The sequence below is a fragment of the Flexilinea flocculi genome, assembly GCF_001192795.1.
GTDB lineage: Bacteria > Chloroflexota > Anaerolineae > Anaerolineales > Anaerolineaceae > Flexilinea > Flexilinea flocculi.
This window is the reverse complement of record NZ_DF968181.1, coordinates 2,111,877-2,137,557: the sequence shown is the minus strand read 5'-3', so window position 1 is coordinate 2,137,557 and position 25,681 is coordinate 2,111,877. Positions and strand designations below refer to the sequence as shown.

Annotated in this window: 20 protein-coding genes; 11 read left to right on the top strand and 9 right to left on the bottom strand. The window is 41.3% G+C overall.

Going from position 1 to position 25,681, the window contains the following annotated elements; genetic code table 11:
• The first annotated feature begins 182 nt into the window (after nt 1-182).
• From nusA to ATC1_RS13810, 7 genes are all read left to right on the top strand, one after another.
• Complete coding sequence (gene nusA / locus ATC1_RS13840; RefSeq protein ID WP_062283559.1) at nt 183-2,162, top strand: transcription termination factor NusA; 1,980 nt, start codon at nt 183-185, stop codon at nt 2,160-2,162.
• A gap of 1 nt (nt 2,163) precedes the next feature.
• Complete coding sequence (locus ATC1_RS13835) at nt 2,164-2,469, top strand: YlxR family protein (protein ID WP_152024326.1); 306 nt, start codon at nt 2,164-2,166, stop codon at nt 2,467-2,469.
• A gap of 36 nt (nt 2,470-2,505) precedes the next feature.
• Nucleotides 2,506-4,290 carry a translation initiation factor IF-2 gene (gene infB / locus ATC1_RS13830; RefSeq protein ID WP_062283556.1) on the top strand — a complete coding sequence of 595 codons (1,785 nt, stop codon included), beginning with the start codon at nt 2,506-2,508 and terminating at the stop codon, nt 4,288-4,290.
• Between the two features lie 12 nt (nt 4,291-4,302).
• Nucleotides 4,303-4,704: a 30S ribosome-binding factor RbfA gene (gene rbfA, locus ATC1_RS13825; protein WP_062283552.1), complete on the top strand. Its 402-nt coding sequence runs from the start codon at nt 4,303-4,305 to the stop codon at nt 4,702-4,704.
• A gap of 223 nt (nt 4,705-4,927) precedes the next feature.
• The gene (locus ATC1_RS13820) at nt 4,928-5,905 is read left to right on the top strand and encodes a DHH family phosphoesterase (RefSeq protein WP_062283549.1); all 978 of its coding nucleotides are present in this window, start codon (nt 4,928-4,930) and stop codon (nt 5,903-5,905) included.
• 89 nt (nt 5,906-5,994) lie between these two features.
• The gene (truB, locus tag ATC1_RS13815; RefSeq protein ID WP_062283546.1) at nt 5,995-6,909 is read left to right on the top strand and encodes a tRNA pseudouridine(55) synthase TruB; all 915 of its coding nucleotides are present in this window, start codon (nt 5,995-5,997) and stop codon (nt 6,907-6,909) included.
• Between the two features lie 3 nt (nt 6,910-6,912).
• On the top strand, nt 6,913-7,839 hold the full coding sequence (locus ATC1_RS13810; protein WP_062283543.1) for a bifunctional riboflavin kinase/FAD synthetase: 927 nt from the start codon (nt 6,913-6,915) through the stop codon (nt 7,837-7,839).
• A gap of 27 nt (nt 7,840-7,866) precedes the next feature.
• Here ATC1_RS13810 and ATC1_RS13805 read toward each other — a convergent pair whose 3' ends face one another.
• Together ATC1_RS13805 and ATC1_RS15060 are read right to left on the bottom strand one after the other, a co-directional pair.
• Nucleotides 7,867-8,679 carry an alpha/beta hydrolase gene (locus ATC1_RS13805; RefSeq protein ID WP_082174814.1) on the bottom strand — a complete coding sequence of 271 codons (813 nt, stop codon included), beginning with the start codon at nt 8,677-8,679 and terminating at the stop codon, nt 7,867-7,869.
• 50 nt (nt 8,680-8,729) lie between these two features.
• Entirely contained in the window at nt 8,730-8,903 is a 174-nt protein-coding gene (locus tag ATC1_RS15060; protein ID WP_154664746.1) for a hypothetical protein, read from the bottom strand.
• 286 nt (nt 8,904-9,189) lie between these two features.
• Between ATC1_RS15060 and ATC1_RS13795 the strand changes: the two genes are divergently transcribed.
• Together ATC1_RS13795 and ATC1_RS13790 are read left to right on the top strand one after the other, a co-directional pair.
• Complete coding sequence (locus tag ATC1_RS13795) at nt 9,190-9,480, top strand: YbeD family protein (protein WP_062283530.1); 291 nt, start codon at nt 9,190-9,192, stop codon at nt 9,478-9,480.
• Nucleotide 9,481: 1 nt separating this feature from the next.
• The gene (locus ATC1_RS13790) at nt 9,482-10,552 is read left to right on the top strand and encodes a L,D-transpeptidase family protein (protein WP_062283527.1); all 1,071 of its coding nucleotides are present in this window, start codon (nt 9,482-9,484) and stop codon (nt 10,550-10,552) included.
• An 80-nt stretch (nt 10,553-10,632) separates the two neighbouring features.
• Here the strand turns inward: ATC1_RS13790 and hemW are convergent, their stop codons facing one another.
• Complete coding sequence (hemW, locus tag ATC1_RS13785) at nt 10,633-11,805, bottom strand: radical SAM family heme chaperone HemW (protein WP_172667794.1); 1,173 nt, start codon at nt 11,803-11,805, stop codon at nt 10,633-10,635.
• Nucleotides 11,806-12,140: 335 nt separating this feature from the next.
• Here hemW and ATC1_RS13780 point away from each other — a divergent pair, with 335 nt between their 5' ends.
• Nucleotides 12,141-13,241, top strand: a complete 1,101-nt coding sequence (locus ATC1_RS13780) for a LysM peptidoglycan-binding domain-containing protein (RefSeq protein WP_172667793.1) — start codon at nt 12,141-12,143, stop codon at nt 13,239-13,241.
• Between the two features lie 245 nt (nt 13,242-13,486).
• Here the strand turns inward: ATC1_RS13780 and ATC1_RS13775 are convergent, their stop codons facing one another.
• From ATC1_RS13775 to ATC1_RS13750, 6 genes are all read right to left on the bottom strand, one after another.
• Complete coding sequence (locus ATC1_RS13775) at nt 13,487-15,700, bottom strand: DNA polymerase domain-containing protein (protein WP_062283518.1); 2,214 nt, start codon at nt 15,698-15,700, stop codon at nt 13,487-13,489.
• A gap of 105 nt (nt 15,701-15,805) precedes the next feature.
• The gene (locus ATC1_RS13770; RefSeq protein WP_062283516.1) at nt 15,806-16,147 is read right to left on the bottom strand and encodes a hypothetical protein; all 342 of its coding nucleotides are present in this window, start codon (nt 16,145-16,147) and stop codon (nt 15,806-15,808) included.
• A 138-nt stretch (nt 16,148-16,285) separates the two neighbouring features.
• Complete coding sequence (locus ATC1_RS13765) at nt 16,286-16,894, bottom strand: hypothetical protein (RefSeq protein ID WP_062283513.1); 609 nt, start codon at nt 16,892-16,894, stop codon at nt 16,286-16,288.
• A 170-nt stretch (nt 16,895-17,064) separates the two neighbouring features.
• A complete protein-coding gene (locus ATC1_RS13760; protein WP_062283510.1) occupies nt 17,065-19,791 on the bottom strand; it encodes a DUF4352 domain-containing protein in 2,727 nt (908 codons plus the stop codon).
• Between the two features lie 207 nt (nt 19,792-19,998).
• A complete protein-coding gene (locus tag ATC1_RS13755) occupies nt 19,999-22,263 on the bottom strand; it encodes a PAN/Apple domain-containing protein (RefSeq protein ID WP_062283508.1) in 2,265 nt (754 codons plus the stop codon).
• Nucleotides 22,264-22,602: 339 nt separating this feature from the next.
• A complete protein-coding gene (locus ATC1_RS13750; RefSeq protein ID WP_062283505.1) occupies nt 22,603-23,487 on the bottom strand; it encodes a hypothetical protein in 885 nt (294 codons plus the stop codon).
• A 484-nt stretch (nt 23,488-23,971) separates the two neighbouring features.
• Between ATC1_RS13750 and der the strand changes: the two genes are divergently transcribed.
• Nucleotides 23,972-25,336, top strand: coding sequence for a ribosome biogenesis GTPase Der (der, locus tag ATC1_RS13745; protein ID WP_062283501.1), 1,365 nt, complete (start codon nt 23,972-23,974; stop codon nt 25,334-25,336).
• Nucleotides 25,337-25,681 lie beyond the last annotated feature (345 nt).

Here is a 25,681-nt window from a genome sequence, read left to right as displayed (position 1 = left end):
AAAACGACACGACACTAACCGATTCATACAAATATTTCGAATCATAGGCTGATTGAAAACAGCTTGCATCTGATTTTAAATTATGTTAGAATATATACACACAGAAGTTGTAGCAACAACGAAAAGTGGGGATTTCCCCACTTTTCTGTTTATAAGGAAAAATGTGGGAGATGTGATCAAGGATGAAGAACGAATTTGTCCTGGCTTTTAATGAAATGTTGGACGAGAAACAATTGCCTCGTGATACCGTTATCAAGGCTTTGGAATCAGCGATGGTTTCAGCTTATCGAAAAGCTGTTGTGGCTTCAGCTGCGCAGCACATTGAGGCAAAACTCGATCCGGAAACCGGAAATTTTCTGATTTATGCAGAAAAAGAAGTCGTCGATGAAGTCGTCGATGAACGTACCGAAGTATTATTAGCTGACGCAAGAAAAGTGATGCCGGATGCAGAAATCGGTGATATGGCGATTGTTGAAAGTACACCGAAAGATTTTGGCCGTGTAGCAGCACAGACTGCTCGTCAGGTGATTCAGCAGCGTCTCCGTGATGCGGAACGAATGGATCAAATTGAGTTCTATGAAAAGAAGGTTGGTGAAATTGTCAGTGGAGTAGTGCAGTCGATCAGTAATGATGGATATACTATTGGCCTGGACAAAAAAGCGGAAGGAACCCTTTTGCGTAAGGACGTTATTAAAGGAGAACGTTTTCGACTCCATGAACATGTCCGCGCTTTGATCGTCGAAGTAAAGGACACTGCAAGAAATCCTCAGATATTGCTCTCAAGAACGGATCGCAAATTTTTGTTCCGGCTTCTTGAGATCGATGTTCCTGAAATATTCCACGGAATCGTTGAAGTTCGTTCGATTGCGCGTGAACCAGGTGCACGCGCAAAAATTGCAGTATCTGCGACCCAGCAAGGGATTGATCCGGTGGGTGCGTGTGTCGGCATTCAGGGGAAACGCATCCAGCCAATTGTCAAAGAATTACATGACGAAAAGATCGATGTTATCGAATGGAATCCGGATCCGGCTATATTTATTTCCAAAGCGATCAGCCCTGCGAAAGTAGTTGGCGTGTACCTGGGAAATGGGAAGACGGCAACCGTTGTTGTACCAGAAGATCAACTTTCGCTGGCAATTGGCCGTGATGGACAAAATGCGCGTCTTGCTGCAAAGTTGACGAGCTGGCGGATTGACATTAAGAGCGTTACCGAAGCTGCTTCCGATATTATCGGTATCTTCGAATCAAAACGAGATCTGATTGAGCATAACGATGAAACTGGTGAAAGAACAACGATCATCACACATAAAGAATTGTTCGATGGCGAAGAGAAAAGTATTGATTCAATTCGTGTGATTCTTTCCAAGAGGAATGAAGGGCGCAATCTTTCCGTTGATGAGATTGAAACATTGAATCGGTTTGTTGATCGAATCGAAAAACGAAAAGTAGCCGGTTTTAATGAGAGCAATGTTTCTGAGGTCATTCGAACTCTCATGAACAGTCAACTGTTAAAAGAAGATATTTCAAAGAAACATATCAACGAAAGTGGTCTGCCAAAGCATGTGGCTGCAATTCTGCAAAATGCTGGATTATTCACATTTGGTGATTTATATGAACGGATGAAAAAAGATCCGGATGAGATCTTTAAACTTCAGGGTATTTCAACAAAATCTATGAACGAAATCGCATCACTGGTCAAATTTATTGGCATCAGCACCAGCGTCGAACCGAATATGCAAACAGTTCCGACTGAGATGAATTCGGATTCAGGAATAGCTTCTGAGAGTACTGCATTGGAAGTACCAGCGGAAGTTGAAAATCAAGCGGAAACAGAACCCGAAAAACTTATTGCAGAAACGGTGATAATACCGCAAGTTCAAACTGAATCAGAAATGACAGAAAGTATACCGGAAAAGCCCGTTGAGCAAGAGGAAACAGAAGATATTTCTTTTGATGAGCTATTTAATACAATACGAACTGATGCAATTTCTCATGTCGATTATATAGACGATGAGGATGAAGATCGTATTGATGGCAATACGAAGAAAGATAAAAAGAAGAAAAAGAAGAAAAATGTCCAGGTCGAGTATGATCCGGAAAGCGATGTTACTTTAGTTCATAAGAAACATAAACGTACCGATGATGAGGATTGGGGCTGGTAAAGTGGCAAAAAATACTTTTAAGCGTTCAAAGCATGTTCCTCAACGTACATGCATTGGTTGTCGGGAAATATTGGGGAAACGATTATTAATTCGGTTGGTGAAGACCGCAGATGGATTGATGATCGATACAACCGGAAAGATTCCCGGCAGAGGCGCTTATCTGCATAATAAACGGGAATGTTGGGAAAAGGCGCTCTCCAGAGGATTATTAGCTAAGAGTCTGAAGACAGAGCTAAGCGCGTTGGATATCGAAAATATGAGAAAGTGGATGGAAGAATTTCCTGATTTGATCGATTCTTCGTCATAAACAGGAACCCCCCCGTTTTCGGAAAGTGAGCAGGTTATGGGTGAGAATGTAAAGAAAATTGAAATCCCTTACGCAATTACAGTTCGTGATTTAGCGAAACTGTTACAAAGCAACAGCATCCAGGTCATCAAAGTTTTAATGGCGAATGGCGTTATGGCAAATATTAATCAAATGATTGATTATGACACTGCTGCCATTGTTGCAAATGAAATTGGCTTTGAAGCGGTACCGGAATCAGAGAATGAAGTAGAAATTGAAAAAGATTTGGGAGAAGTTCCTTTATGGCGCCAAATCATTGAACGTGAAGACCAGAAGAATTTGATTCCGCGGCCTCCAGTTGTAACGATTTTAGGTCATGTCGACCATGGAAAAACGTCATTATTGGATGCCATTCGGCATACCAATGTAACCGCCGGTGAGGCTGGAGGAATTACACAACATATCGGCGCCTATCAAATAGAAAGCCATGGGAAAGCGATTACATTTTTGGATACGCCGGGACATGCTGCATTCAGCGCGATGCGTGCTCGCGGAGCTCAGGGTGCGGATATTGTCATTCTGGTTGTTGCAGCCAATGATGGCGTGATGCCTCAAACGAAAGAGGCGATTTCACATGCAAAAGCGGCTCGCGTCCCTATTATTGTGGCGTTAAATAAAATTGACAGGTCGGATGCAAATCAGGACCTTGTAAAAAAACAATTATCAGAACAGGGATTGATGGCGGATACCTGGGGTGGGAACACGATGGTTGTACCAGTTTCCGCAAAACAAAAAATCGGCATCGAAGATTTGATGGAAGCAATTTTAATGACCGCTGAAGAAATGAAAATTATGGCAAATCCGAAAGGAAAAGTTTTCGGAACGGTTGTTGAAGCTTCTGTTGATACAAAAAAAGGCGTTATGGCGACATTGCTTGTCCAAAATGGTACGTTAAAAATGGGAGATGTCGTTTTGGCTGGGAATTCTTATGGAAAAATCCGTGCGATGTTTGATTTTCGCGGCAAGAAGATTCAAAAAGCCGGACCTTCGACGCCAGTACAGATCATGGGATTGACCGATGTCCCGACTGCAGGCGATATTTTCCAGGTCTATTTTTCGGAAAAAGAGGCCCGAGCTGTCGTCAGTGCAGCGAAAGCGGATGCTGCTTTAAATCGAAATCTTCCGAAAGCAACACTGGAAGAATTATTTGCCAAATTTAAAGCTGGTGAAACGAAAGAACTATGTCTGATCATCAAAACCGATGTTAATGGATCTCTTGAACCGATTATTAATTCTTTGAATGAATTAAGTAAAGAAGGCGAAATTAAGGTAAACATACTTCATGCAGAGGCAGGAAACATCAGCGAGAACGATGTGATGCTTGCGGCTGCATCTCATGGCGTTGTGATCGGCTTTAATGTTCAGGCTGATCCTGTTGCCAGGAAAAAAGCTGAAAATGAAGGCGTCTCAATCCGAATATATGACATCATTTACCGCTTGACTGAAGATATTGAAAAAGCGCTGAAGGGTATGCTGGAACCGGAATATAAAGAAGTGACAACTGGAAAAGCTGAAGTTCTGGCGGTATTTAAAATCTCCAAACTTGGTTCCATTGCAGGAAGCCGTGTTCGTGAAGGCGAGTTACGCAAGAATTCAAAAATTCGTGTGGTTCGAAAAGGTGAGATTATTTATACTGGTGAAATTTCTTCTTTGAAACATGAAAAAGATGATGTTAAAGAAGTCAAAAATGGCTTGGAATGCGGCGTATCTATTAAAGGTTTTGACGCTTTTGAAGTTGGAGATATCTTGGAAGCCTTCACTTTAGAGCGATCTGGTTCCTGAAAGGAGTAAAAGATGCCATCACCAATACGTCTGCAGAAGATTGCTGACAGAATTCGCGAAGACCTTTCAGAGCTACTGATTTTTCAGGTGGATGATCCTCGTCTAAGCGGAGTTATGGTAACCGATGTAAAAGTTGATCGGGAATTATATTATGCTAATATTTATGTCTCTGCGGTTGAAGGGAAAGAACGGAGCAGTGAAATTCTTGCCGGTCTGGAAAGTGCAAACAGTTTTCTGCGACGGTCACTTTCGCAAACGATTGAGCTAAGGACTTTTCCAAAGTTGAGATTTTTTTGGGATCCAACTCCGGAAAATGCAGATCGTGTCGAGTTCTTGTTGAAACAAATTCAAAAGGAACGCGGGGAACAAGAGGGAGAAGTTCCAAAACCCGCTGAAGATACCGAAGAACAATGAAACACGAAAGTGAGGAATTCAAGATATGAATTTCTCACTTTTACACTATGAACAGTTATTTGAAAAATGAAAAGAATTCATTGTTGTTCTTATGCTTTGTGAGAAGCGCCAGAACCAGCCATTTTATAAGGCATTTATTAAATAACTAATAGCTGACGATCATTGTTTGTATTTACGAAATTAAACTTTATGATCATTTCTCCTTTTTTAGAAAGAAAATCAGATGAATTACGAGATTCATGACAAAACAATATCGGCGATTCATCAGTGTATTCAGAATTCAGACAGAATAGCATTATTTTGCCACATACGTCCGGATGGCGATACAATAGGTTCTGTCTTGGGATTTGGATGGGCTCTGCAGGCTGCTGGAAAAGAAGTTCAATTCATTTCGCAGGATGATATTCCCTCTCAGGATCGGTTGCGGTTTGAAGACTATGTTGACACTTCACCTTTTCAAAAAACTCCTGGATTATTTGATTGTTCCATTTTACTGGATATCAGCGATATTCAACGGGCAGGAGATTATTTTTCGAAAAATGAAACCTGCATCCCGGATATTTGTATTGATCATCATTCCTCCAACATCGGAATTGCGCGGATCAATTGGATTGATTCAGAAAAAGCTGCCACTGCTGTTATCATCGCAAAGCTCATTCCGCTGCTCGGATTATCTTTTAACAAGAAAACAGCCTCTGCCTTGCTGTCTGGAATATTAACGGATACACAAGGTTTCACAACACGAAATACCGATTCAGAAACACTCCAGATTGCATCCGAAATGATACAACATGGCGCCGATCTTTATGAGATTACACAAAGCGTGATGATGGCACATTCCTTTGAAGCCGGAAAATATTGGAGCTTTGGATTGGCAAAAATGCAGCGGGACGGAAAACTGTTGTGGAGTGTATTAAAATCCGAGGATAAAGAAAAATCCGGATATCCTGGAAACGATGATGCCAATTTGATCAATTACCTCTCGACGACTGAGGCTATTCAAATTGCCTTATTATTTGTTGAACAATCGCCTCAAAGTGTGAAAATTTCCTGGCGTGGCAGGCCGGGAGTAGATGTCGCTTCAATCGCGAAAAAATTCGGCGGTGGCGGTCACGTTTTAGCTGCCGGCGCAACAATCAATCAATCGTTCGAGAGCATTTTTCAGGAAGTTCTTAACGAAACAAAAAAAGCGATTGCATAATCAAGGATAAAAATACTTATCATTGAATGGGGAGATGTGTTTTTTGATTCGCATATCTCCGATATTTGTGGAACGATAGCAGGAAAAAAATGCGTGATGAAGATAGCAGAAAATTAAAAAGCGCAATTTCAGGTGTCATCGTCGTTGACAAACCTGTTGGCAAGACTTCTCATGATGTAGTACAGATTATTCGAAAAGGGACCGGTTTACGAAGAATCGGACATACTGGAACTTTGGACCCTCGTGCCTCCGGTGTTTTAGTCATTTTGATCGGACCGGCTGTGCGATTGAGTGAATACTTGCTGACTGATCGCAAGCGCTATGAAGCTACAATTCGACTCGGTGCTGTTTCCGATACCTATGATGGGGATGGTGTGATTCAATCGACAGGTGTTGAAGTTCGTTTGACAGAAGATCAAATCTTGGAAGCCATGAAAGAATTTACCGGTGAATTTGATCAAATCCCGCCAGCATATTCAGCAATTAAATTACAAGGGAAAAAAGCATATGAGTTGGCAAGACAAGGAAAACCTGTCCAAATTCCAAGCCGTAAAGTGAATGTATTTTCGTTTGATCTCGTTGAGTTCAACCTACCGGAAATTTCTGTTGATATATACTGTTCCTCTGGAACGTATATTCGTTCCATTGCCCACGATCTTGGAAAAAAATTAGGCTGTGGGGCATATCTCAACGGATTACGTCGAACAGTCAGCGGACATTTTTCTCTCAGAGATGCCATAACGATACCTGATCTGCAGACATGTTTTGAAGAAGGAACCTGGTATCAGCATCTCATCCCCGCTGCCGATTCGTTGGAGGGAATGCAGGAAGTACTGCTGGATATGGAACTGGAAGCAGCGATTCGATATGGCAAGAAAATACCTGCAAAACCGGAAGACGCAGCACTCGCCAAAGCAGTTTCTGAACAGGGCGAATTAATTGCAATTTTGGAGAAATCTTCTGATGGAATGGCCTGGCAGCCAAAAAAAGTATTATATTCATAAACTATGCTATCCGAATATCATTCATTTTCTTCTTTGCATTTAGAAAAAACCTGTGTCACAATCGGAGCTTTTGACGGTATTCATCTCGGTCATCGTTCTTTGTTGGATCCATTTATCGATTACGCTGAGCGTCTTCATCTCCCAACAGCTGTTGTGACATTTGATCCGCTTCCCACAGTTTTTTTTCAGAGAAATGGTATACAGAAGAACATCATCCTTCCGGAAGAGCGTGCTTCAATACTGAGCCCTCTGGGAATCCAGTATTTAATCACACTGAAATTTGATCAAAAACTTGCCGATCTTTCTCCGCATGAGTTCATTTCTGAAATGAAACACGCGTTGAACATGGAATCAATTTGGGTTGGAATGAATTTTTCCCTGGGAAAAAATCGATCCGGTACAACCGATGTCATTCGTGGATTGATGCAGGAATTCAATTTTTCCTTGTATGAAGTTCCTCAATTGACTTTAGATGGCGATGTCGTTTCTTCAACGAGAATTCGTGGATTATTGACAACCGGAAACATACGAGAAGCTAATCATTTGCTGGGTTATTCATTTTTTATCAATAACGAAATAATCCATGGAGAAGCCAGAGGCAGGAAACTCGGAATTCCTACGATAAATATGGCGTATCCGGAAAAGAAAGTAATGGTAGCAAAGGGTGTATATGCAACAAGAATTACTATCCAGGATGACATCTATGCTGCAGTAACAAATGTCGGGACTCGTCCAACGTTTCATGACGATGAAGAGCAAGTTGTAATTGAGTCTTTCCTAATGGAAAATGCTTTTAACGATTTATACGGAAAAACAGCCAGGATCGAGTTCGTCGAATATTTACGGACTGAAAAGAAATTCCCATCAGCGAAAGATTTAGTGGATCAGATTCATCAAGATATCGCTGAAGCGAGAGAAATTTTAAGCTGATAGCGGATCGTTCAACGGTGCAACAGTTTAATGACGGACTTTCCAGTTTTCCGAATACCAAATCAGGTAATTTAATAACTGTGAACTCCAGTAATTTTCATCATGTCCACCCGTGTTTATGATTCGGATATTGCTATAACCGTAATAATTCAGTTGATCGCTGAAAATCCGGCCTTTATGACGGTAGTTATCTTCACTCCCGACATCAATATAAACTCTTAGCATCAAATTGTTCTGAATTTGATTCTTAATCAGTACCTGTAAAGACTGGTCGTCAAAAAAAGTTCCGGGAATACTGTGGAGTCCTACTGATCCAAAAACTTCCGGATTGCTGAAAGCCATTTTTTCTGCCCATAGCGCTCCGCGGGATATCCCGCCAATTGCTCGGCAGGTACGATCTGTGCAGGTGTTGTAATTCTCATCAATCCATGGAATGATTGTCTCGAGAATCGCTGTATCCAGTTTTGACAGATAAATGTCTTCGAGAAAATTATCTTCCTGGATTGTGACCACAAGAAAATGCGGCAGAATCATACGCGCAAATCCATCCTGCATTTTATCTTGCAGTCCCATTTTTTGCCAAACAGAATTGTCCATATTCTGCCCGTGAATTAAATAAATTACCGGATAACCATCGGTAATTCTGTCATCGTAACAGGGGGGAATATAAATGGAAAAACGGACAGGATGCGCCATGACTGGCGATGTCATTTGAACGTTTTGAATTTTCACCGGCATGTCGGAACAAGATGCGAATCCCGGAATAAAATCACATAGAATTAATAGAAAAAAGAAACTGATTTGGATCTTTCGGGTAAGAATATTTGCTGCCTTCTTCATCGAACTAATTATAATCAATGCAGATGAATTTGAATTGGCAGCAATTCGATTTATGCAAAATATACTATGATGTTGTGATAATTTTGACGCTTTGAGTCGGATGATTCATTCATGGATGAATCGATCATTCCGAGGAGGGCGTCAGCCCGATGAAGTACTCTATTCTCGCGTATGGCGGGAGATCGCTTTGCATCTACGACAGTTTCACCCATTCCATTTGACATGTTTTCAAAACATCCTTCTTTAAGGTAAAAACCTTTATTTTTTTTAGACAATACTTATACATTCCTCTTTTATCGATTGATTCGGAAAGTCATTCGATATTTCGAATTGCCGAAGTTTCATCAACACATTAAAATTTGATAAACCCCTTTTATAAAAAGAGCAACAAAGAATAATCCCTCTCATATTCCGAATAGATGTTTCATGATCTGCTTCAAACTGTAAAAAATTACGTTATAAATAAATAGAATGTTTTTATTATTTGTTTACAAATGAAAGAGTACGATTATGGAGAAAAACCAACAGATTCATGAGATTCAACCAGAATCAGCGCTGACATTCCCATGCGATATGCCGATGAAAGTAATCGGACTGAATATCAGTGAATTTGAAAATACAATTTTTGAGATCATTGAGCGGAGAGATCTACGTATTGCAAAAGAGGATGTGACATCGATATTAAGCCGAAATGAAACATACCGATCCATGTCTTTCCATTTTTTTGCTGAAAATCGTGAACAGGTTGATGATCTATATCGGGAATTAACCTCAAATCAATATGTCAAGTGGGTGTTATAAAATGAGTAATCCAGTTTATCGAAAACCTGACCGGCGCGATTTCCTAAAAATGGTTGGGGCAGGAGCTGGAGCGTTTGCTTTTCAGCCTTTCTTTAGTGAAAATGATTTATTAACAAAAGGTGGAAAAACTGCCCGTGTTGCGATTGCCAATGTCAGTGTCTATAAAGAACCCTGGGATGAAAGCCAGATCCAATATCAAAAATATCGGGATGAATTGGTGAATGTTTATTATCAGGTTAAGTCAGAATATGGCCCGGGATACAATCCAATCTGGTATCGTGTTTGGGGCGGTTATATTCACTCCGGACATCTGCAATTGGTTGAAACACGGTTGAACGAAGTGGATTATTCTGTCATTGGCGCTAATCTTCCCGGAAAATTGGCAGAAGTGACAGTTCCGTTTACACAGGCACGGCTGCATAATTCAGATGGGTCGTGGCGCGATGTTTTTCGTTTGTACTATGAATCCGTTCATTGGGTAGTCGGGTTGATAGATGGACCGGATGGCAGGCCATGGTACAGAATCAAAGATGAAATCTTCGATGTCGATCGGTTGGATTACTATGTACCAGCTGAGCATATCCGAATCATTTCAGAATCAGAATTACTGCCGATTTCTCCCGAAGTCCCCTGGATTGAAAAACGAATTGAAGTATCGATAGCAATGCAGGAATTGACGGCTTATGAATACAATAAAGTCGTTTTAAAAACCAAAGTGTCCACTGGGATTCCAAGCGCTAAAGTTGAAGGAAAGATTCCAACTTCAACACCGACCGGGACTTTTAATATCCAAAACAAAATGCCTTCTAAACATATGGGAGATGGGCAGATGACGGATGATTTAGAAGCATATGAACTGCCGGGTGTCCCTTGGGTTTGTTTCTTTGAACCAAAAAATGGAGTGGCGACACATGGTACCTATTGGCATACCAATTACGGAATGACAATGAGCCATGGATGTGTCAACATGCCAAATGATAAGGCGAAATGGCTATATCGTTGGGCTTTACCGGCTGCAACCGAGTTTAAGTTGGAGACCATCGGTTATGGAACAACGGTGATTGTCTCATAGAATGGCGATTCATCCATGATCAAAGAAAATAAACCAGAAATAATAATGTTTTAAAGATTATTGATCCTGGATTTTATGCCCTACACTGAAACAAATTCCATAAAAACCTGATTCGCAATCAATATCGATTTTTTCTTTAAAAATAACCGTCCATCCGACGCAACTTCTATAAGTTTTTTCTGCAAAAGCCTTTCTATTTCATAATGGAAAATATCCTCTAATTCAATTCCAAAACGTTGTTTAAAAATTGCGGGATCCACCCCTGTCTGGATCAATCGAAATCGGAGCATGACGAAATCCTGCATTTCCATCATTTCCGTCTGCGGAATAATCTCCTTGGATGCCGGAAAGATTATACGATTTTTCCTGGCGAGTTTCATGCTTTCAAGATAATCATCGATCGTCGACATATTTACGGTACGTACGTGATCAATATTGCCATGCGCTCCGGTTCCAAAACCTAAATAGGGCAGGGTCAACCAGTACTGCATATTATGCCGGCTCTGCAGTTTTGGACTTTTTGCCCAGTTTGCAATCTCATAATGGATATAACCGCTCTTTTCCAGAAAATCTTCAGCATAATCATACATATCTGCGCTGATATCTTCATCAACCGGTTGCAGTTTCCCTTCAAAAATCCTTTTTTGGAGGAGTGTACCTTCTTCAATGCTAAGCGCATATAGTGAGATATGAGCAGGATTCAATTCAATTGCGGATTGAATGGAATCCTGCCAGCTCTGCATCGTTTGCGTAGGAAATCCGTAGATGAGATCGACGCTGAAATTTTGCAGGCCCGATTCACGTAGAAGCCTGACTGCCTCGATTGTCTGTTGCGGAGAATGACGTCTTCCCATGATTTCCAGTTCATCAGGATTGTTTGACTGCATACCGAGACTGACCCGGTTGATTCCGATTTGTTTCAGATCGCGCAGGTAATCAGCATTGGCGTCTCCAGGGTTCATTTCCAGTGTGATTTCTGCATCTGCATCAACCTGAAAGTTTTCCTGAATTGTTTCAAGGATGGAAGCAAGATTTTTCGCTTCGATCATGGAGGGCGTTCCGCCACCAAAATAAATACTGTGCACAGGGTTTTGAAGACAGAGTAAATCAGAATTTATCTCAATTTCGAGTTTCAGCGCTTCAATATATTCAGGAATTAATTCTTTCTTTCCTGCAAATGTTGTAAAATCACAGTAACTGCAGCGCGAAACGCAAAAAGGAATATGGATATACAGCGAGAGTGGATCATTCATGCTCATAAGATTACCATGTTATAATACGATTATTAAATTCAGGCAGCTATTTGAAGGAGAAAATCTATTCCAATAAGTTATACATACGGCAGCTTGCTGTTGCTGATCAAAACTTCTCTTCGAAATTCTGCCTGCTAATGAATCTCATCTTCATTCCATTGCGAATGAAGCTTTGTGCCATGGAATACATTTTGCAGAAATTATTATTCATTTTGTTAAAATTTATTTTAATATAAAAATTACAAACAGATTAAATGAATCAATAGCGTGGTCTCATGAGTCCAGAAAATTCAAATACACCGAAAACAAAAATATGCCCAACCTGCGGAACCCGCATGAATGAAACAGCTACACGCTGTCTGGTCTGCGGTCGGACTTTTACCGGATTACCTGATGAATTCGGAGTTCCGAAAAAGGGTGCTGCCAAAAGAGAAAATTCTCTTCAGAAGAAACCTCGATTACCTGAAATTACCTTAAGTCTCCCGATAGCCATTGGTCTGGCAATATTAATCCTGGGAGCCGGTGCTGCAGTTGTCTTTTTTATGCTGCAAAGTACCGGCAGAGTGGTGGAACCAACCGCAACGGCAACCAATACGTTTACACCGACCATTACGTTCACACCGACAACGACTTATACTCCAACGATGGAAATGACATCGACACCGCTCGCACCGATTGAATATACCGTCAAGGAAGGTGATTTGTGTGCTTCGATTGCGGCTTTGTTTGGCATTTCCGTTCCCAGTATCGTACTGGAAAATAATTTATCCTCTGATTGTTATCTGAATCCTGGGATGGTTTTGAAACTTCCGCAACCGACACCAACGATTACGCCGCTCCCGACAAACACATTATCCGGTTCTGAAGCGACGCTTGCAGCCTGTGGATCCTATGATTATGTCGTTAAGAATACGGATACCTTATTTGGAATTGCCTTAAATTTTGGTGTATCGACAGATATCATTCGGGAATATAACGGTCTTGCCAATGATATTGTCGTTGCAGGTTCAACCCTTCATATCCCATTGTGTGAGCGCGTTACTCCAGGACCAACTTCGACACCGACCAATCCACCTCCCTATGAAGCGCCGAATCTGTTACTGCCTGCTGATGGCGCATCCTATAATACGAGCGGTGAAACCATTTCACTTCAATGGGCTGGCGTTGGCACCTTATTGGATAACGAAGCTTATGAAGTTAATATTGAGGATATTACGGAAGGCTCAGGAAGAAAATTGATCGATTATGTCAAAGATACAAAATATATCGTTCCCATATCATTCCGTCCGAGTGATCCTGCTCCTCATGCGATTAAGTGGTATATACAGACGGTACGACAGACAGGAAGCCAGGAAGACGGCACGCCCATTTACAGCTCGGCAGGCGCCAGAAGCGACAGTCGAACCTTTATCTGGTCTGGCGTAGCGATTCAATAATATAGCGATTATTTTTCGAGCAGTTCAGATTTCACCGAATAATTCGAAATTTGGACTGACCTTTCGAATCATAAGAGAAAAATTAAATTCCATATATTTTTTGGGAGAAGCTCAAAAATATATGGATTTTAATTTAATACTCACTATATTTAGAATTTATGGATTACAACAACAATCTAAGCATTTTTTTATCAAACAGTAGCCAGACGATCATTTTGGATTATGTATCCTCTCCCATTGAAAATTTAGTCGAAAAAGTTCAGTTGCAATCCGCCATGCGCATAGTCGGAAATTTGTTTTGCATTAATTCCAAATGGATACAGAATCGTGCCGGCAGCCCGGGCTAAAAGTTCCCGATATTTGGATTTATCGATTTGCTCACGCTGAATCGGTTCGGGTATTTCCCATGCAAATACATCCGGTGTTCCGACGGTATACAGGTAGCGTATTTTTTGTCCGGGAGCAGTATTCTTACCAGTTGCCTCTAATAACTGCCGTGCAGCCCGTACAGCTGCAGTCGGCGCTTTATACTCACACAATTTCCGGCTGATTCTGTTTGTAACGATCAGTTTTTCCGGAGGTATTCTGTCCGCATTGATATCTTCCAGCGCATTATGAAAGATTCGAAAAGCTTTCGGCAAATAATCCGGCAGTTTTCGTGCATCCGCAGCTTTGGCCAGACAATTCAGCATTTCGAGCTGCGTTTCAATGATCCAGACTGGAACATCCCTGCGTCTTGCCTCGATACCGCGAATTTTCAGACTGCCATCTTCGAAAACGCCAAAATAACGATTGGGAACTGGCTGATCATCGTTGGCACGGGATGGCAAAAAAGCAATCCATCGGTAAATGCCGTCCATGGAAATGATCATTCCGGTTCGACGGGAAATTTCATCCAGTACCGGTTGAAAGTCGGACACTTTTTTGCATCCGGATTTTTGAATCCAGAGTGCGTCGACAAACATATGCAGCACTTCACAGTCCATTTCCTCGGAAGTCTCTTTGGCAATCAGCAGCGCTTCCCTTCCTCCGCGCGTAACCGCTTCATGGGCTTCGATCCGCCCGAATCGTGCATTTTTATACCCCAAAAAACCGAAGCAAACAACCAGCAGCCATTTCAGTGCAGAAGCTCTTGCCGTATAGCTTTTTGCAAGCGGGGCGCTTTTATCTGGAAAATGCAGCAGTTTTTCTTTAATAAGAACCCGTTTTTCATAAAGCGGTTTGAGTGTCAGCGGGACTATTCCGAGAACACTGCTGGCAGGTTTTAAACCATCCGGAAGCGGCACTTCTGGTGATATATTCCCATTGATGATAACAGCCGGATACATTGAGGTAAAATCAATTTCTGCCACATTGCAGTGAAGCCCGGTACGCGGTTGGTATATCAGACCGCCACGATCAAATTGGATTAGATCCAATGCGGATTTCGAAGCTTCAATCTGCTGCTTCTGTTCCGGAACCAGGACATCTTGTTCCAGTGCAGTGATCATTTGCATGGCGGAAATGCCGGACCCGGGAGAAACGCGTGCAGCCTGTTCTATGGGCAGCGTGGTGACACGGGCGGATTCCAGTGCGCCGTCCAGGTGATAATCACTCCACATTACCGCATTTTTTGTATCAATATGACAGCGTCCGAACAGATGTGCCTCTCGTCCGCGAAATACAATCTGGCCATAAGAGTAATAGGTGATTTCTTTTTTCCAGAATAGCTTTCGTTCTTCATCCCGATTCATTTTCAGCGGAATTCCGGCGGTGCTTTCCATTTCCAGCAGTTCCGGAAAAAGCCAATCGTCACCCCATTTTGTCTGAATCAGATCTGGATCGATTTTCTCAATCAACTGGTTGATATGATTCAGCACATTTGCTGGATCACTCATTCTGATTTGCTGTGTATGATGATTGTAACTGAGCCTTAGTGATTCCGGATTTTTCTTATTTGGATCACAGGACGGTTCCATTTCCAATATACGAAGTACCGGATGCAGTGGCGCCACATCCCAGCGGCTGTTTAACACTTCCAGGTTTAGAATTTCCTGGTTTTCCGAGTCATATGTAACGGAACAAAATGCCAGAGGGAAGGTATGATAACGGGCAGCATGGTGGATGTGGACAGCAAGGTCGGCATTGTAATAAATGAGATCAGGAAAATCTTTTTTTAAACGCTGAAAGCAGAGACGCTGGCGAACTGGATTGTCCATTTCAATTTCCAGAACACAGACCGGTTCGGGTTTAAAAACATCGCGTTTATTCTCACGGCTTAGATGAAGCAGTCCCGGCGTCCCTTGGATTGCCAGACAGTATTGATGAAGACGTTCCCGAGGACCCGCCGCAAAAAAGCGGACAGGCAGGTACTGTTTCAGGCAAATTCGCTGATTTTCTTCGGTGATGAACCAGATTCGTACGCCGTCTGTTTCATCTTCATAAATATCTAAAATCCATCCTTTCAGAAATGTTTTCATAGGACACGGCGTTTTCTTTGTTCATAGATGGATTAACGTTGAACAACAAGAATTTTTTGCGTATTTCGAATTACTGACATATTACGAGAATATTTGCAAAAAAATTTATGGCTCCTCGTCCAAATGCTCAATCAGTTCAGTCAAGCTAGGCAGGTCGGGGATTTCAGATTCCGGCGGAGGCTCAATCCCCTGCAATTTGCAGAGCTGAGCCACTTTGTTTTCCGTGCGTCTCAGCTTTTTGTACGTCTCAAGCAGCATGCTGATCAGATAAATATCCATCGGATACAAATTGCTGGCGTAAGACGCCTCCGCAATATGAAGACGCGAGAGATTGGTTAATTCCTGCAGTAACTGCTGATCGTCTTTTCGCAGTGCGCGCGTAAAACGCGAGAGCGCTTTTTCCTCTTCAATCCAGGTTTGTGTGGCGGAACGAATTGTCCTTCCCATACGTAGCCTCCCCTGCTTCTATCAAATTATCAGCAATTCGAAATATTGACTTGCTATTCTGATAACGAAGGAAAAACTTGTCGTTGTGATGTTTTTGCGCTTTGCGCAAAGACTTCACAATAACTAAGAATCCTCCCTCTATTTCGGATTGCTGTCGAATAATGGCAGTTGTTGATATTTTTCATTTTCAGTGTTCTGCGCTGTGTTCTGAAGCTGCTGAAACTGATCTGCCGCTTCTTTTAACTGATACATCAGATCGACTCGATCTGCAGCGAGTTCAGGAATGGGTTTAACGCCGACGAATACAGGATTTTTACGGCTTATTTTTTGGATATGATCCAACACATTTCCAAACAACCGCTCCGCTTCCTTTTTCTGAACACTTTCATCGAAAAACGTGGTTAATAGATCCAGTATCAGGATGGGCATATTCTCAAGAGACCGGCTTTCTGACAATAGCGCTTCAGTCTGATAACAGGTAAAGGCACGCGACAAACGAATATTCAGCATGGCGGCTGCAGGATCGCGTGTGATTTCTCGTAATTCACGTGCGACAAGATGCATATCCGATCGATTGCCGCAGTCCAGAATTCTGACCGCATTTTTCAATGCCAGCTTTGCGCAGAGCTGCAGTAATTGCGGCGTGGCCGCCTGCGGGCCATACAGAACGAAGAAACCGCAGGATAACGGCTGCTGCATAGCAACTGCTGTTTTATCAAGTGAATAACGTTCAATATTTGTTTCCATATTTCAATTATAGAACAATTATTCTATTTGTCAATGAAACGTAATTCGAAATATGAAATTCAGTTAATTTGTTCAACCGTAGCGTAAAAAAATCCTGCATTGTTCTTTATACAAAAAACAGTGCAGGATAAAAATATCAAGATTTTGGTCAGAATGATGATTTTAGGATTTTAATTGGATCCGGCAGATTTATTGACACGGATTTCATAGTTGCTGAAAGCGCAATCGACATATTGCGTATTCTCCCCAATGTAAGTACCCAGAAACATGGTGACATTGTTGGTAATCCCGTCATCCACTTCGCCAATGAAGACTCCATCAATAAAAACGTTGGCGATTCCATCGATTCGAATGATGTCAATGCTATACGTTTTGCCGATTTCGCCATAATTGCTGAGGTCGAAGAATTCATATGACTCGTCTTCCGGATAAGTGTATGTGTTGATTGAGTATCCCGGTTCAACATCAAACCATTTATATCGTTTTTCTCCGGCAATTTCCTGGTCGGTATACGAAATATAACAGTCGCCATAGCCATCGGCAGGGCGTACTGTTGTGATAGTAACATCTGTGTGAAGTGCAAAATTGCGAAAAGATCCTAATCGCGTGCTTAAATAATGTCCATAACTTTCATCTTCGATTGTACCTCCCGGTGCATCCAGTATGGTGTGGTATGTATTATTCTCCAATCGAGAATGGTAAGTTACTCCATCGCTGACAGTTTCATCGTTTTCTGAAATCCCCCAATTGTTTGGATTAACAGCAATATTCGGGAAAAGCGTTTGAACCTGGTCCAGCAGATTCTGCTTTTCCGGATTGATCTGCGGCGCAGCATTTTGCGTCGGATTCTGGATGGTCTGAACATTTTGTGTGGTTCGAATCTCAAAATTATTGAATGCACAATCGGTATAGGTACCTCCGCTTCCAGTGTATGAACCGAACCACCAGTTGATATTACCGTCTATTTCATCATCGAATTTTCCTATGTAGATACCATCAATAAAAAGATTCGCTGTTCCATTCAGCCGGATTATATCCACACGATAATTTTTGCCGATATTGCCGAAAGCGCTCAGATCAATCCCGTCCAGATAGGTTCCCCCATTTTTGTTCGAATAAAGAAATGACTCATAACCAAAATAAAAATTCACGGATTGATATTGATCATCTCCGATCATCCTGCCATTGGAATATGAAAGTACACAATTACCAGCGCTTCCATTCGGAAGAACCTCGGACAAGGTTATGTCTGCATGAAAAGCGAAGTCACTGATCGAGGCAGTATTTTGCCGGAAATACTCTCCATAGCTGTAACCTTCTGTCAGAGGGACTGATGCACTGAAAATGGTATGATAAATTCCATTTTTAAAGAGCGTAGTGTAATTCTTCCCGTCCCCAAGGTTTGTCTGCAAATTTTGCAGTCCCGAATTATTTCTATCCAGTATGATGGTTGGAAACAGTGATTCAATTTGTTCCACTTGTATTGGCTGATTCTCAACGGCTTGATTGCCAGGCTCGGAGATCAGGCTTATCGGACTGAAATCTTCCGGTGGCGTTGGTATATCGTCAAGAGTGCGAATCTGAAAATTTCTGAATAAACAATCAACAGACTGCCCTCCTTCACTCAACATGGCGCCAATTTTTACTGTGACATCTTCGATAGCGTTATCTTCCACTTCACCGATGAAGACCTGATTAAAGTAAATATTGGCTACACCGTTTACTCGGATGATATCAATACTATCTTCTGTTCCGATTTGCCCATAGGATGGAACACTGAACCAATCCTTATATTTTGAAGAGGATGGGTTCGCATTGTTGCCTGTATAAATATAATATCCTGGTTCGATAACGACCCATTGATAATTATTCAAATTTGTCCGGTCGGGATTTAAATTGGAATAGGATAAATAACATCTGCCTCGATTATCCGCAGGCAGCATTTCATTTTTGGTGATATCCACATGAAGATAGAAATCATGCAAAGGGCTTAAATCTGGTCTGATATCATGGATTGAATAAGTGATTTCTTTCAGTGGTGATTGCGTTCTTATTCCCAGGTGATAGTACTCGTTCTCCGCTTTCCCTTCAAAAATAACCCCTTCGCCTTTATCCTGTTGAAAATCGCTTTGTCCCCAGTTGTTTTGGTCAATTGCAACTTTCGGGAATATTGTCGGGACAAGGTACAGCAATAATCCTTTATCAATACCCTCGATAAAAACATTTGAAATCGCCGGTTCTGTCTCGGATTTTTCGATTTGACTGTCTTCAATTTGAGACGGGAGGGAAGTAGGTTTTGGCTGTATCAATCTATCAAAAATTGAACCGGAAGCAGGTTCATCTATAGCAGAAGCATTCAGTTGGCTGTTATCTTCTTCAGTTTCATCTGCAACCAATGATATATTCTGATTGATTAGCGTAATTTCATTTTCATCGGATGCAGTTTCAACATCTGCTCCTTCGACTATGTTATCGATTTGCCAAACCATATCATCTGTTGAGGGTCCCAAACCAGGCTGGTAATAAACTTTGTAAGGTGCAGGTTCCAGAATTTTAAAACAGACAGATCCGGATAGCTCGGAATTAGGCTGAATTGTTCCATTGATGGCTGGATGATTACAGCTGAAAGAATCATTGATCAGATCTTTTCCGGCAGCGTTTTCTGCCCGAAAATTGAGAAATGATGATATCTGGATATCGGAAGCACCCGTATTTCGAATTGAAAAATTGACCTCTAAGCGGCTGTCATCGATTACAGCTGTAAGGAGTGTAGTACTCCGATCACTCCTGGTGATCGTATCCCCAATTTGCGAAGTCCTCCAGAACGATTCAGCGGTAACGGAGGGGAATAACAGCAATATCAGGATCAACAAGCGAATACTTCGACAGCTTTTCATATATCCCTCCTTAAACTCAACGATATCTGCTTTCTGCTTTTATTCGAATCGATTTCAGATCGAACCAGCAATTCGAAATTATTATCAGTTTTTCGAATCAATCGAGAAATCTTGTTGTTGTGCTGTCTTTATGCGACGCGCAAAAACAGCACAACAATCTGTCATTCTTCCCGCATTTCGAATCGCTGGGATTGAACATTGAAACACTTACCTCGGTTTTTTGATAATCTTGTCAAAAAGTGAACCGGAATTTTCAGGCTCTTCTTTCGTTTCTTCTGTCGGTTCAATTATTTCCTCCTGTACAATTTCTGGTTCTCCGAATGTGCGAATTTCGAAATTATCAAAGGCACAATCTGCATATTGACTGCCTTCAATGAGATCGGTTCCAAGAAACATAAAGACATTTTCATTGATTTCATCTTTGATTTCACTGATGAATTGTCCATCGATGAAGAAATTCGCGATGCCATCTTTTCGAATGATATCGACGCTGTAATTCTGTCCGATTGTCTGATAATTTTGCAAATCTATTAAATCTCGGGATTCCCGACCTTTTGATTCTGAGAAAGCATAGGAGAAGGCTTTGTGTCCTGGAATAAAATACAAATTTTTAAAATCCTTGGTTCCAGTTAATCCATTATTGGAATAGGCAATCCAACAATAACCGCCATTTTTTACTGGTTGAGCTTCATTGACTTTTATATCTATATGAAGGGCAAAATCGGTAAAGGTTCCTAAATCTTTGCTGATCTGTTCAGCGTTTCCCCAGCGATTGGCAGAAGGAGCTTGTGCGCTCAAGATGATATGGTGCATACCTTCTTCATTTTTTGTTATAAAGGTATTTCCATTTCCCAGGTCGGTTTGTGTATCCGTTAATCCCCAATTCTCTTTATTGATAGCTGTTTTCCCAAAATTCACTGCAGCATCTTGCAGCATCTGCTGTTTCAGCGTAACCGCATCCTGACTCAGGCAGTTAGCCCTTAATCCCGAAACAACGCCATCCATCGGTTTCGGGGCAGGCATTGCATTTTTCAGATAGCATTTTGCTTCCTCTCCCAATATCCCCGGTGAAGCATAGGTAAATGCAATACAACTGACATCATCTACACAAGCGGCAGAACATTCTGAGGGATCTGGTTTGGTCAGACTGACACTGCGATAATCCAATCCGGGACGGTCGATATTTTGCTCGAGACAAGTGGATGAGACAATTTGGTTGAAATCGGCCGGTTTCTCTGTTGGCACTTCTGATTCAGTCGGTTTGACTTCCGGTTCATTGAGGGATGCCTGTTTTTCAGCAGTTCGGATTTCGATATTGTCAAAACTGCATGCGGCATTCTGACCTCCGGTTCCTAAAGTCATTCCAATGAAGCCGGAAACATTTCCATCGATTCCATCGTTGACTTCGCCGATAAAATTGCCATCAATAAATGCATTCGCCACACCATTTTGTCGGATTATATCCAGATGGTATTTTTTTCCTGATTCTTTGTAAGCACTCAGATCGATCAGGGTATTGCTCTTTCCGCCTTCTGCTTCTGTGTATGTGTAGGTATAAATGCCGTAGCCGAGTTTGAAAACCAGTTCATTAAATTCATTTCCTTGCACGAGGTTATGATTCGTGTAGACAAAAAAGCAATATCCGTTGCTTCCTTCCGGCTGTACTTCGGATATGGTTATGTCTGATCGAAATGCAAAATCTCCATAGGATCCCAGATCCGGGTTAATATAGGTACCTGCGGTGATACTTTTTGAAAGCGGAGCGGGTGCATTGATTCTTTCTGTGTAAATTTCATTGGCGTAGTCCGTCTTGTATGTTTTCCCGTCACCTAAGTCACGAGTTTCCAAAGGCAACGCCATGTTGGCTTCATTTATAAAAATCTGGGGAAAAGTTATTTCCAGATTATTCAGTAATTGTTGCTTTTGGGGATCAATTGTCGGGATTTCCGGTGGAACTGAAGTCGGTTCAGCGGTTGGAGCTGCTGGTGGTATTGCAGTCGGAGCAGGGATGGCTGTTGCGGTTGGAATCGGAGTTGGCGGGACAGGCATTGGAACTGCATTCCAAACAAAATCTTCAGGAGAGGCTCCCCATCCCGGTTGATAGAATACCTTATATGGGGAAGGTTCTCTGGTTTTAAAACAGACTGATCCTGTTTTTGTGTCACCGGGGATCAGTTTGCCGTCAATCGTAGGATTCTTACAACTGAACGAATCATTAGAAAGCGCAACTCCGCCATTATTTTCAGCTCGAAAACTCAAAAAAGAATCAATCTTAATATCTTCGATTCCCGTATTCTGGATTGTAAAGTTCAATTCAATCAAGTTTGGGGTAATATCAATTGAATTAAGTGTTACAGACCTTCCATTTCGCTCAATCGTTGATCCAATATAATATGTATCAGATTGAGCTGCGACGTTTGAAACGAAAAGAAATATGAGCAACAAAACAAGGATGGATATTCGATTCTTCATAAGTTTTTCCTTCTTTTTCCGGTTTTATCGATTGACTGTGTAAGAAAAAAGATTTTGTTGATGAATGATGCGAAAAAGGTTTGTGTTGCTGATCATTACGACTTTTTTACAGAAACCACAAACCTTTTTTGAAAATAGATCCGATCCGATTTTTTTTCGATGAAAATGTTGCATCCAAATTGGAAATTCGGCAGTTCAAAATTTAGATGGACATTTCGAATCAAGTGAGAATATTTGCTGCTCTTTTTTTATTGTTTTTCACAAAAACGTCAGAACCACAAATAATCTCTTTACGATGTTAAAATACGGTTGAAAAACAGTAAGCCTTAAGTTAGCTGACTATTTTGTCCGAATTGTAAAATTATCATAGGAACAGTCAACAACTTGACTGCCCTTGTCAAGGTACGTGCCAAACCATATCGTAACTTCTCCGGGGATACCATCTTCCGCTTCTCCAATATATTCACCATCGATATAGATATCAGCAAATCCATCTTGGCGGATGATATCGACACTGTATATTTTGCCGATTTCCCAATACGAACGCAAATCATACCAATAAGTGTTTTTCTGACTTGCCGAATCGTAAGCGTCAATGTTGTAGCCCAATTCCACATCAAACCAATTGCTCTTTCCTTCATCGACAAATTTTGAATTTGTATAAGAAATGAGACAGTCACCATAACCATCTTCAGGATAAACTTCATAAACCGAGATATCCACATGCAGAGCGAAATCGGTAAAAGGACCGATTTCTGAATTGAAAAACTCTCCATAGGAATCACCTTCAGTCAGTGGTTCCGACGCGCTGAAATTTACGTGATATACGCCTTTTCGAAAACGGGTTGTATACTTTTTTCCATCTTCAAGATTATCTTGCCAGCCATATAAGCCCAACCCTTTTTCATCATATGCGATTTTGGGAAATAGTTTTTCAATTTTGTTTGCAAGCTGCGAGTTTTCAACAGGAACATCTGTTATGATTTCCGGCTCAGGCGTTGGAGTACCTGGTATTTTGGGAAGCAGTTTATCAAAAATTGATCCGGATTGTGTGCCAGCCGATTCGGTTCTGACCGGTTCAACCGGTATAACCGTCGGAACTTCGGTTTCTTCTGCTGTAGGTTTAATAACATCCTGCGAAAAAACGAATCCGGATTGGGCTCCGGCATTGCTGAAAGAAATCAGAATGACAATAAAAATGAGGAAAAAAATCTTCTTTTTCATAATACTACCTGTCCTTTTGACTAATCCGGAAAAAACCTGTTAATTCAAAATTTGAAAGCCTAAAAAAAAGAGGATAAATCAGCCGCTTTGTTTTCTTATAGAAGATCGCTCATACAATATAATCGCTAATTATCCTTCCCATATTTCGAATCGTTGGAAAAAAACAAGAAATTTCATCGATTCCATCGATATCATTTTGTTGGGACTAATTCCATGTATCTATTTTGAATTATATTGAAAAAAAGATGATATTTCAACATCATTTCGTCATCGGTTCAGCAGCAGCAATTCGAAAAATGGATTTGCTTTTTGAATAAATTAAGAAATCATTGTTATTTATATTTCGAATCACTGGTTTGAATAACCGAGTTTGTCCATCCGCTCTGTAAAATGGTAAAATCATAGATCGTCAGTTTATCAAGAGGATATTTTTTATAGAAATCTATTCCATATCAAAGATGGCTGATCAAGGAAGGTAAAAAACATGAAAAAACCGATCGTGGCGCTGGTTGGGCGCCCTAATGTAGGAAAGAGTACATTGTTCAATCGCATGTCCGGCACACAAGATGCGATCGTGGATGACGTACCTGGCACGACGCGCGATCGTCTGTTCGGTCATGCTGAATGGTGTGGAGTCGAATTTGATATTGTTGATACCGGTGGTATTGATCCGGATTTTTCAAAACAGAACACCCCGTTATCGATCGGGTCATCCGAATTTATATCGGAAATTCGATCGCAAGCGTTGATTGCTGTAAAAGAAGCAGACGTTGTTCTTTTTCTGGTGGATGCTATTTCAGGTGTTACGTTGGCGGATCGTGAAATTGCAGAAATTTTGCGTAAAAGTCAAAAAATCGTTGACGGCGTAGAAAAACCGCCTGTTTTGTTGGTTGTCAATAAAGCTGATTCATCCAGACAACGGAATTTAGTTGCTGAATTTTATGAATTAGGAATGGGCGAGCCTTTCCCGATTTCAGCAATTCATGGGACAGAGACCGGTGATATGCTGGATGCATTGATTCAATTATTCCCTGCACAGGATAAAGAGCCAGAGGATGATTCTGTAAAAATCGCAATTGTCGGAAAACCAAATGTTGGTAAATCCAGTCTGCTGAACTGCCTGGTTGGTGAGGAACGCGTCATTGTAAGCGATATTGCCGGCACAACCCGAGATGCAATCGATACGAAAATGATGTATGGAGATATACCCGTAACGCTGATTGATACTGCCGGCATTCGCCGCCGCGGAAAGATCGAACCTGGCGTTGAAAAATATTCCGTGATTCGTTCCATGCGGGCGATTGAACAGGCTGATGTTTCATTATTGGTAATCGATGCAACACAGGGAATCTCTGTTCAGGACGCTCATATTGCCGGTTATATATTGGATGAATGGAAGAGTGTAGTAGTTGTTGTCAATAAATGGGATGCCATTGAAAAAGACACCTATACAATGCAAGCCTATACGGAAAAAATTCGTAATGAGTTGAATTTTATGCCGTACGTTCCAATCCTATTTGTTTCTGCTCTGACGAAATTACGCGTCAACCAGATCATGCCAATGGCTTTGCAAGTTCAGGAAGAACGACTGGTCAGAATAAAAACATCTGCTTTGAATGAAGTGATTCATGAAGCACAGGACAAGCACCACGCGACATCGAAAACCGGCAGATCCTTAAGTATGTATTATGCCACCCAGGTTCGCAGCGACCCGCCAACTTTTCTTATTTATGTCAATGATCCGGCGCTGGCACATTTCAGTTATAAACGATATATTGAGAACCAGATCCGTGAACGTTTCAGTTTTATTGGGACTCCGATACGAATCGCGTTTAAGGCGAGAAGATAATCCAGAATACCGAGCTTTTTAATCAACATGAAGAAGATTAAAAGCACTGAAAAGTAGTGATGCAGTCTTAAGAAAGATTTAATACAGACTTTTTCAGTTTTCCAAAGGAAGGCTTCGCGCTTAAATCCGGCAATTTGGCCTATAAATCGAACTTAAGTAACCCGAAATTTGTAAGATCTTTCAAATCAATTGAGAAAATTTGCTGCGTGGTTTTTAAACTTTGCGCGAAAACCACGCAGCAACAATTTATTCTCTTGATATTTCGCGTTGCTGAATTATCAATTATTTTTAAGACCTTTCAGAAAACAGGTGTATGATTATTAAAATATTGAGAATTTCTGATTT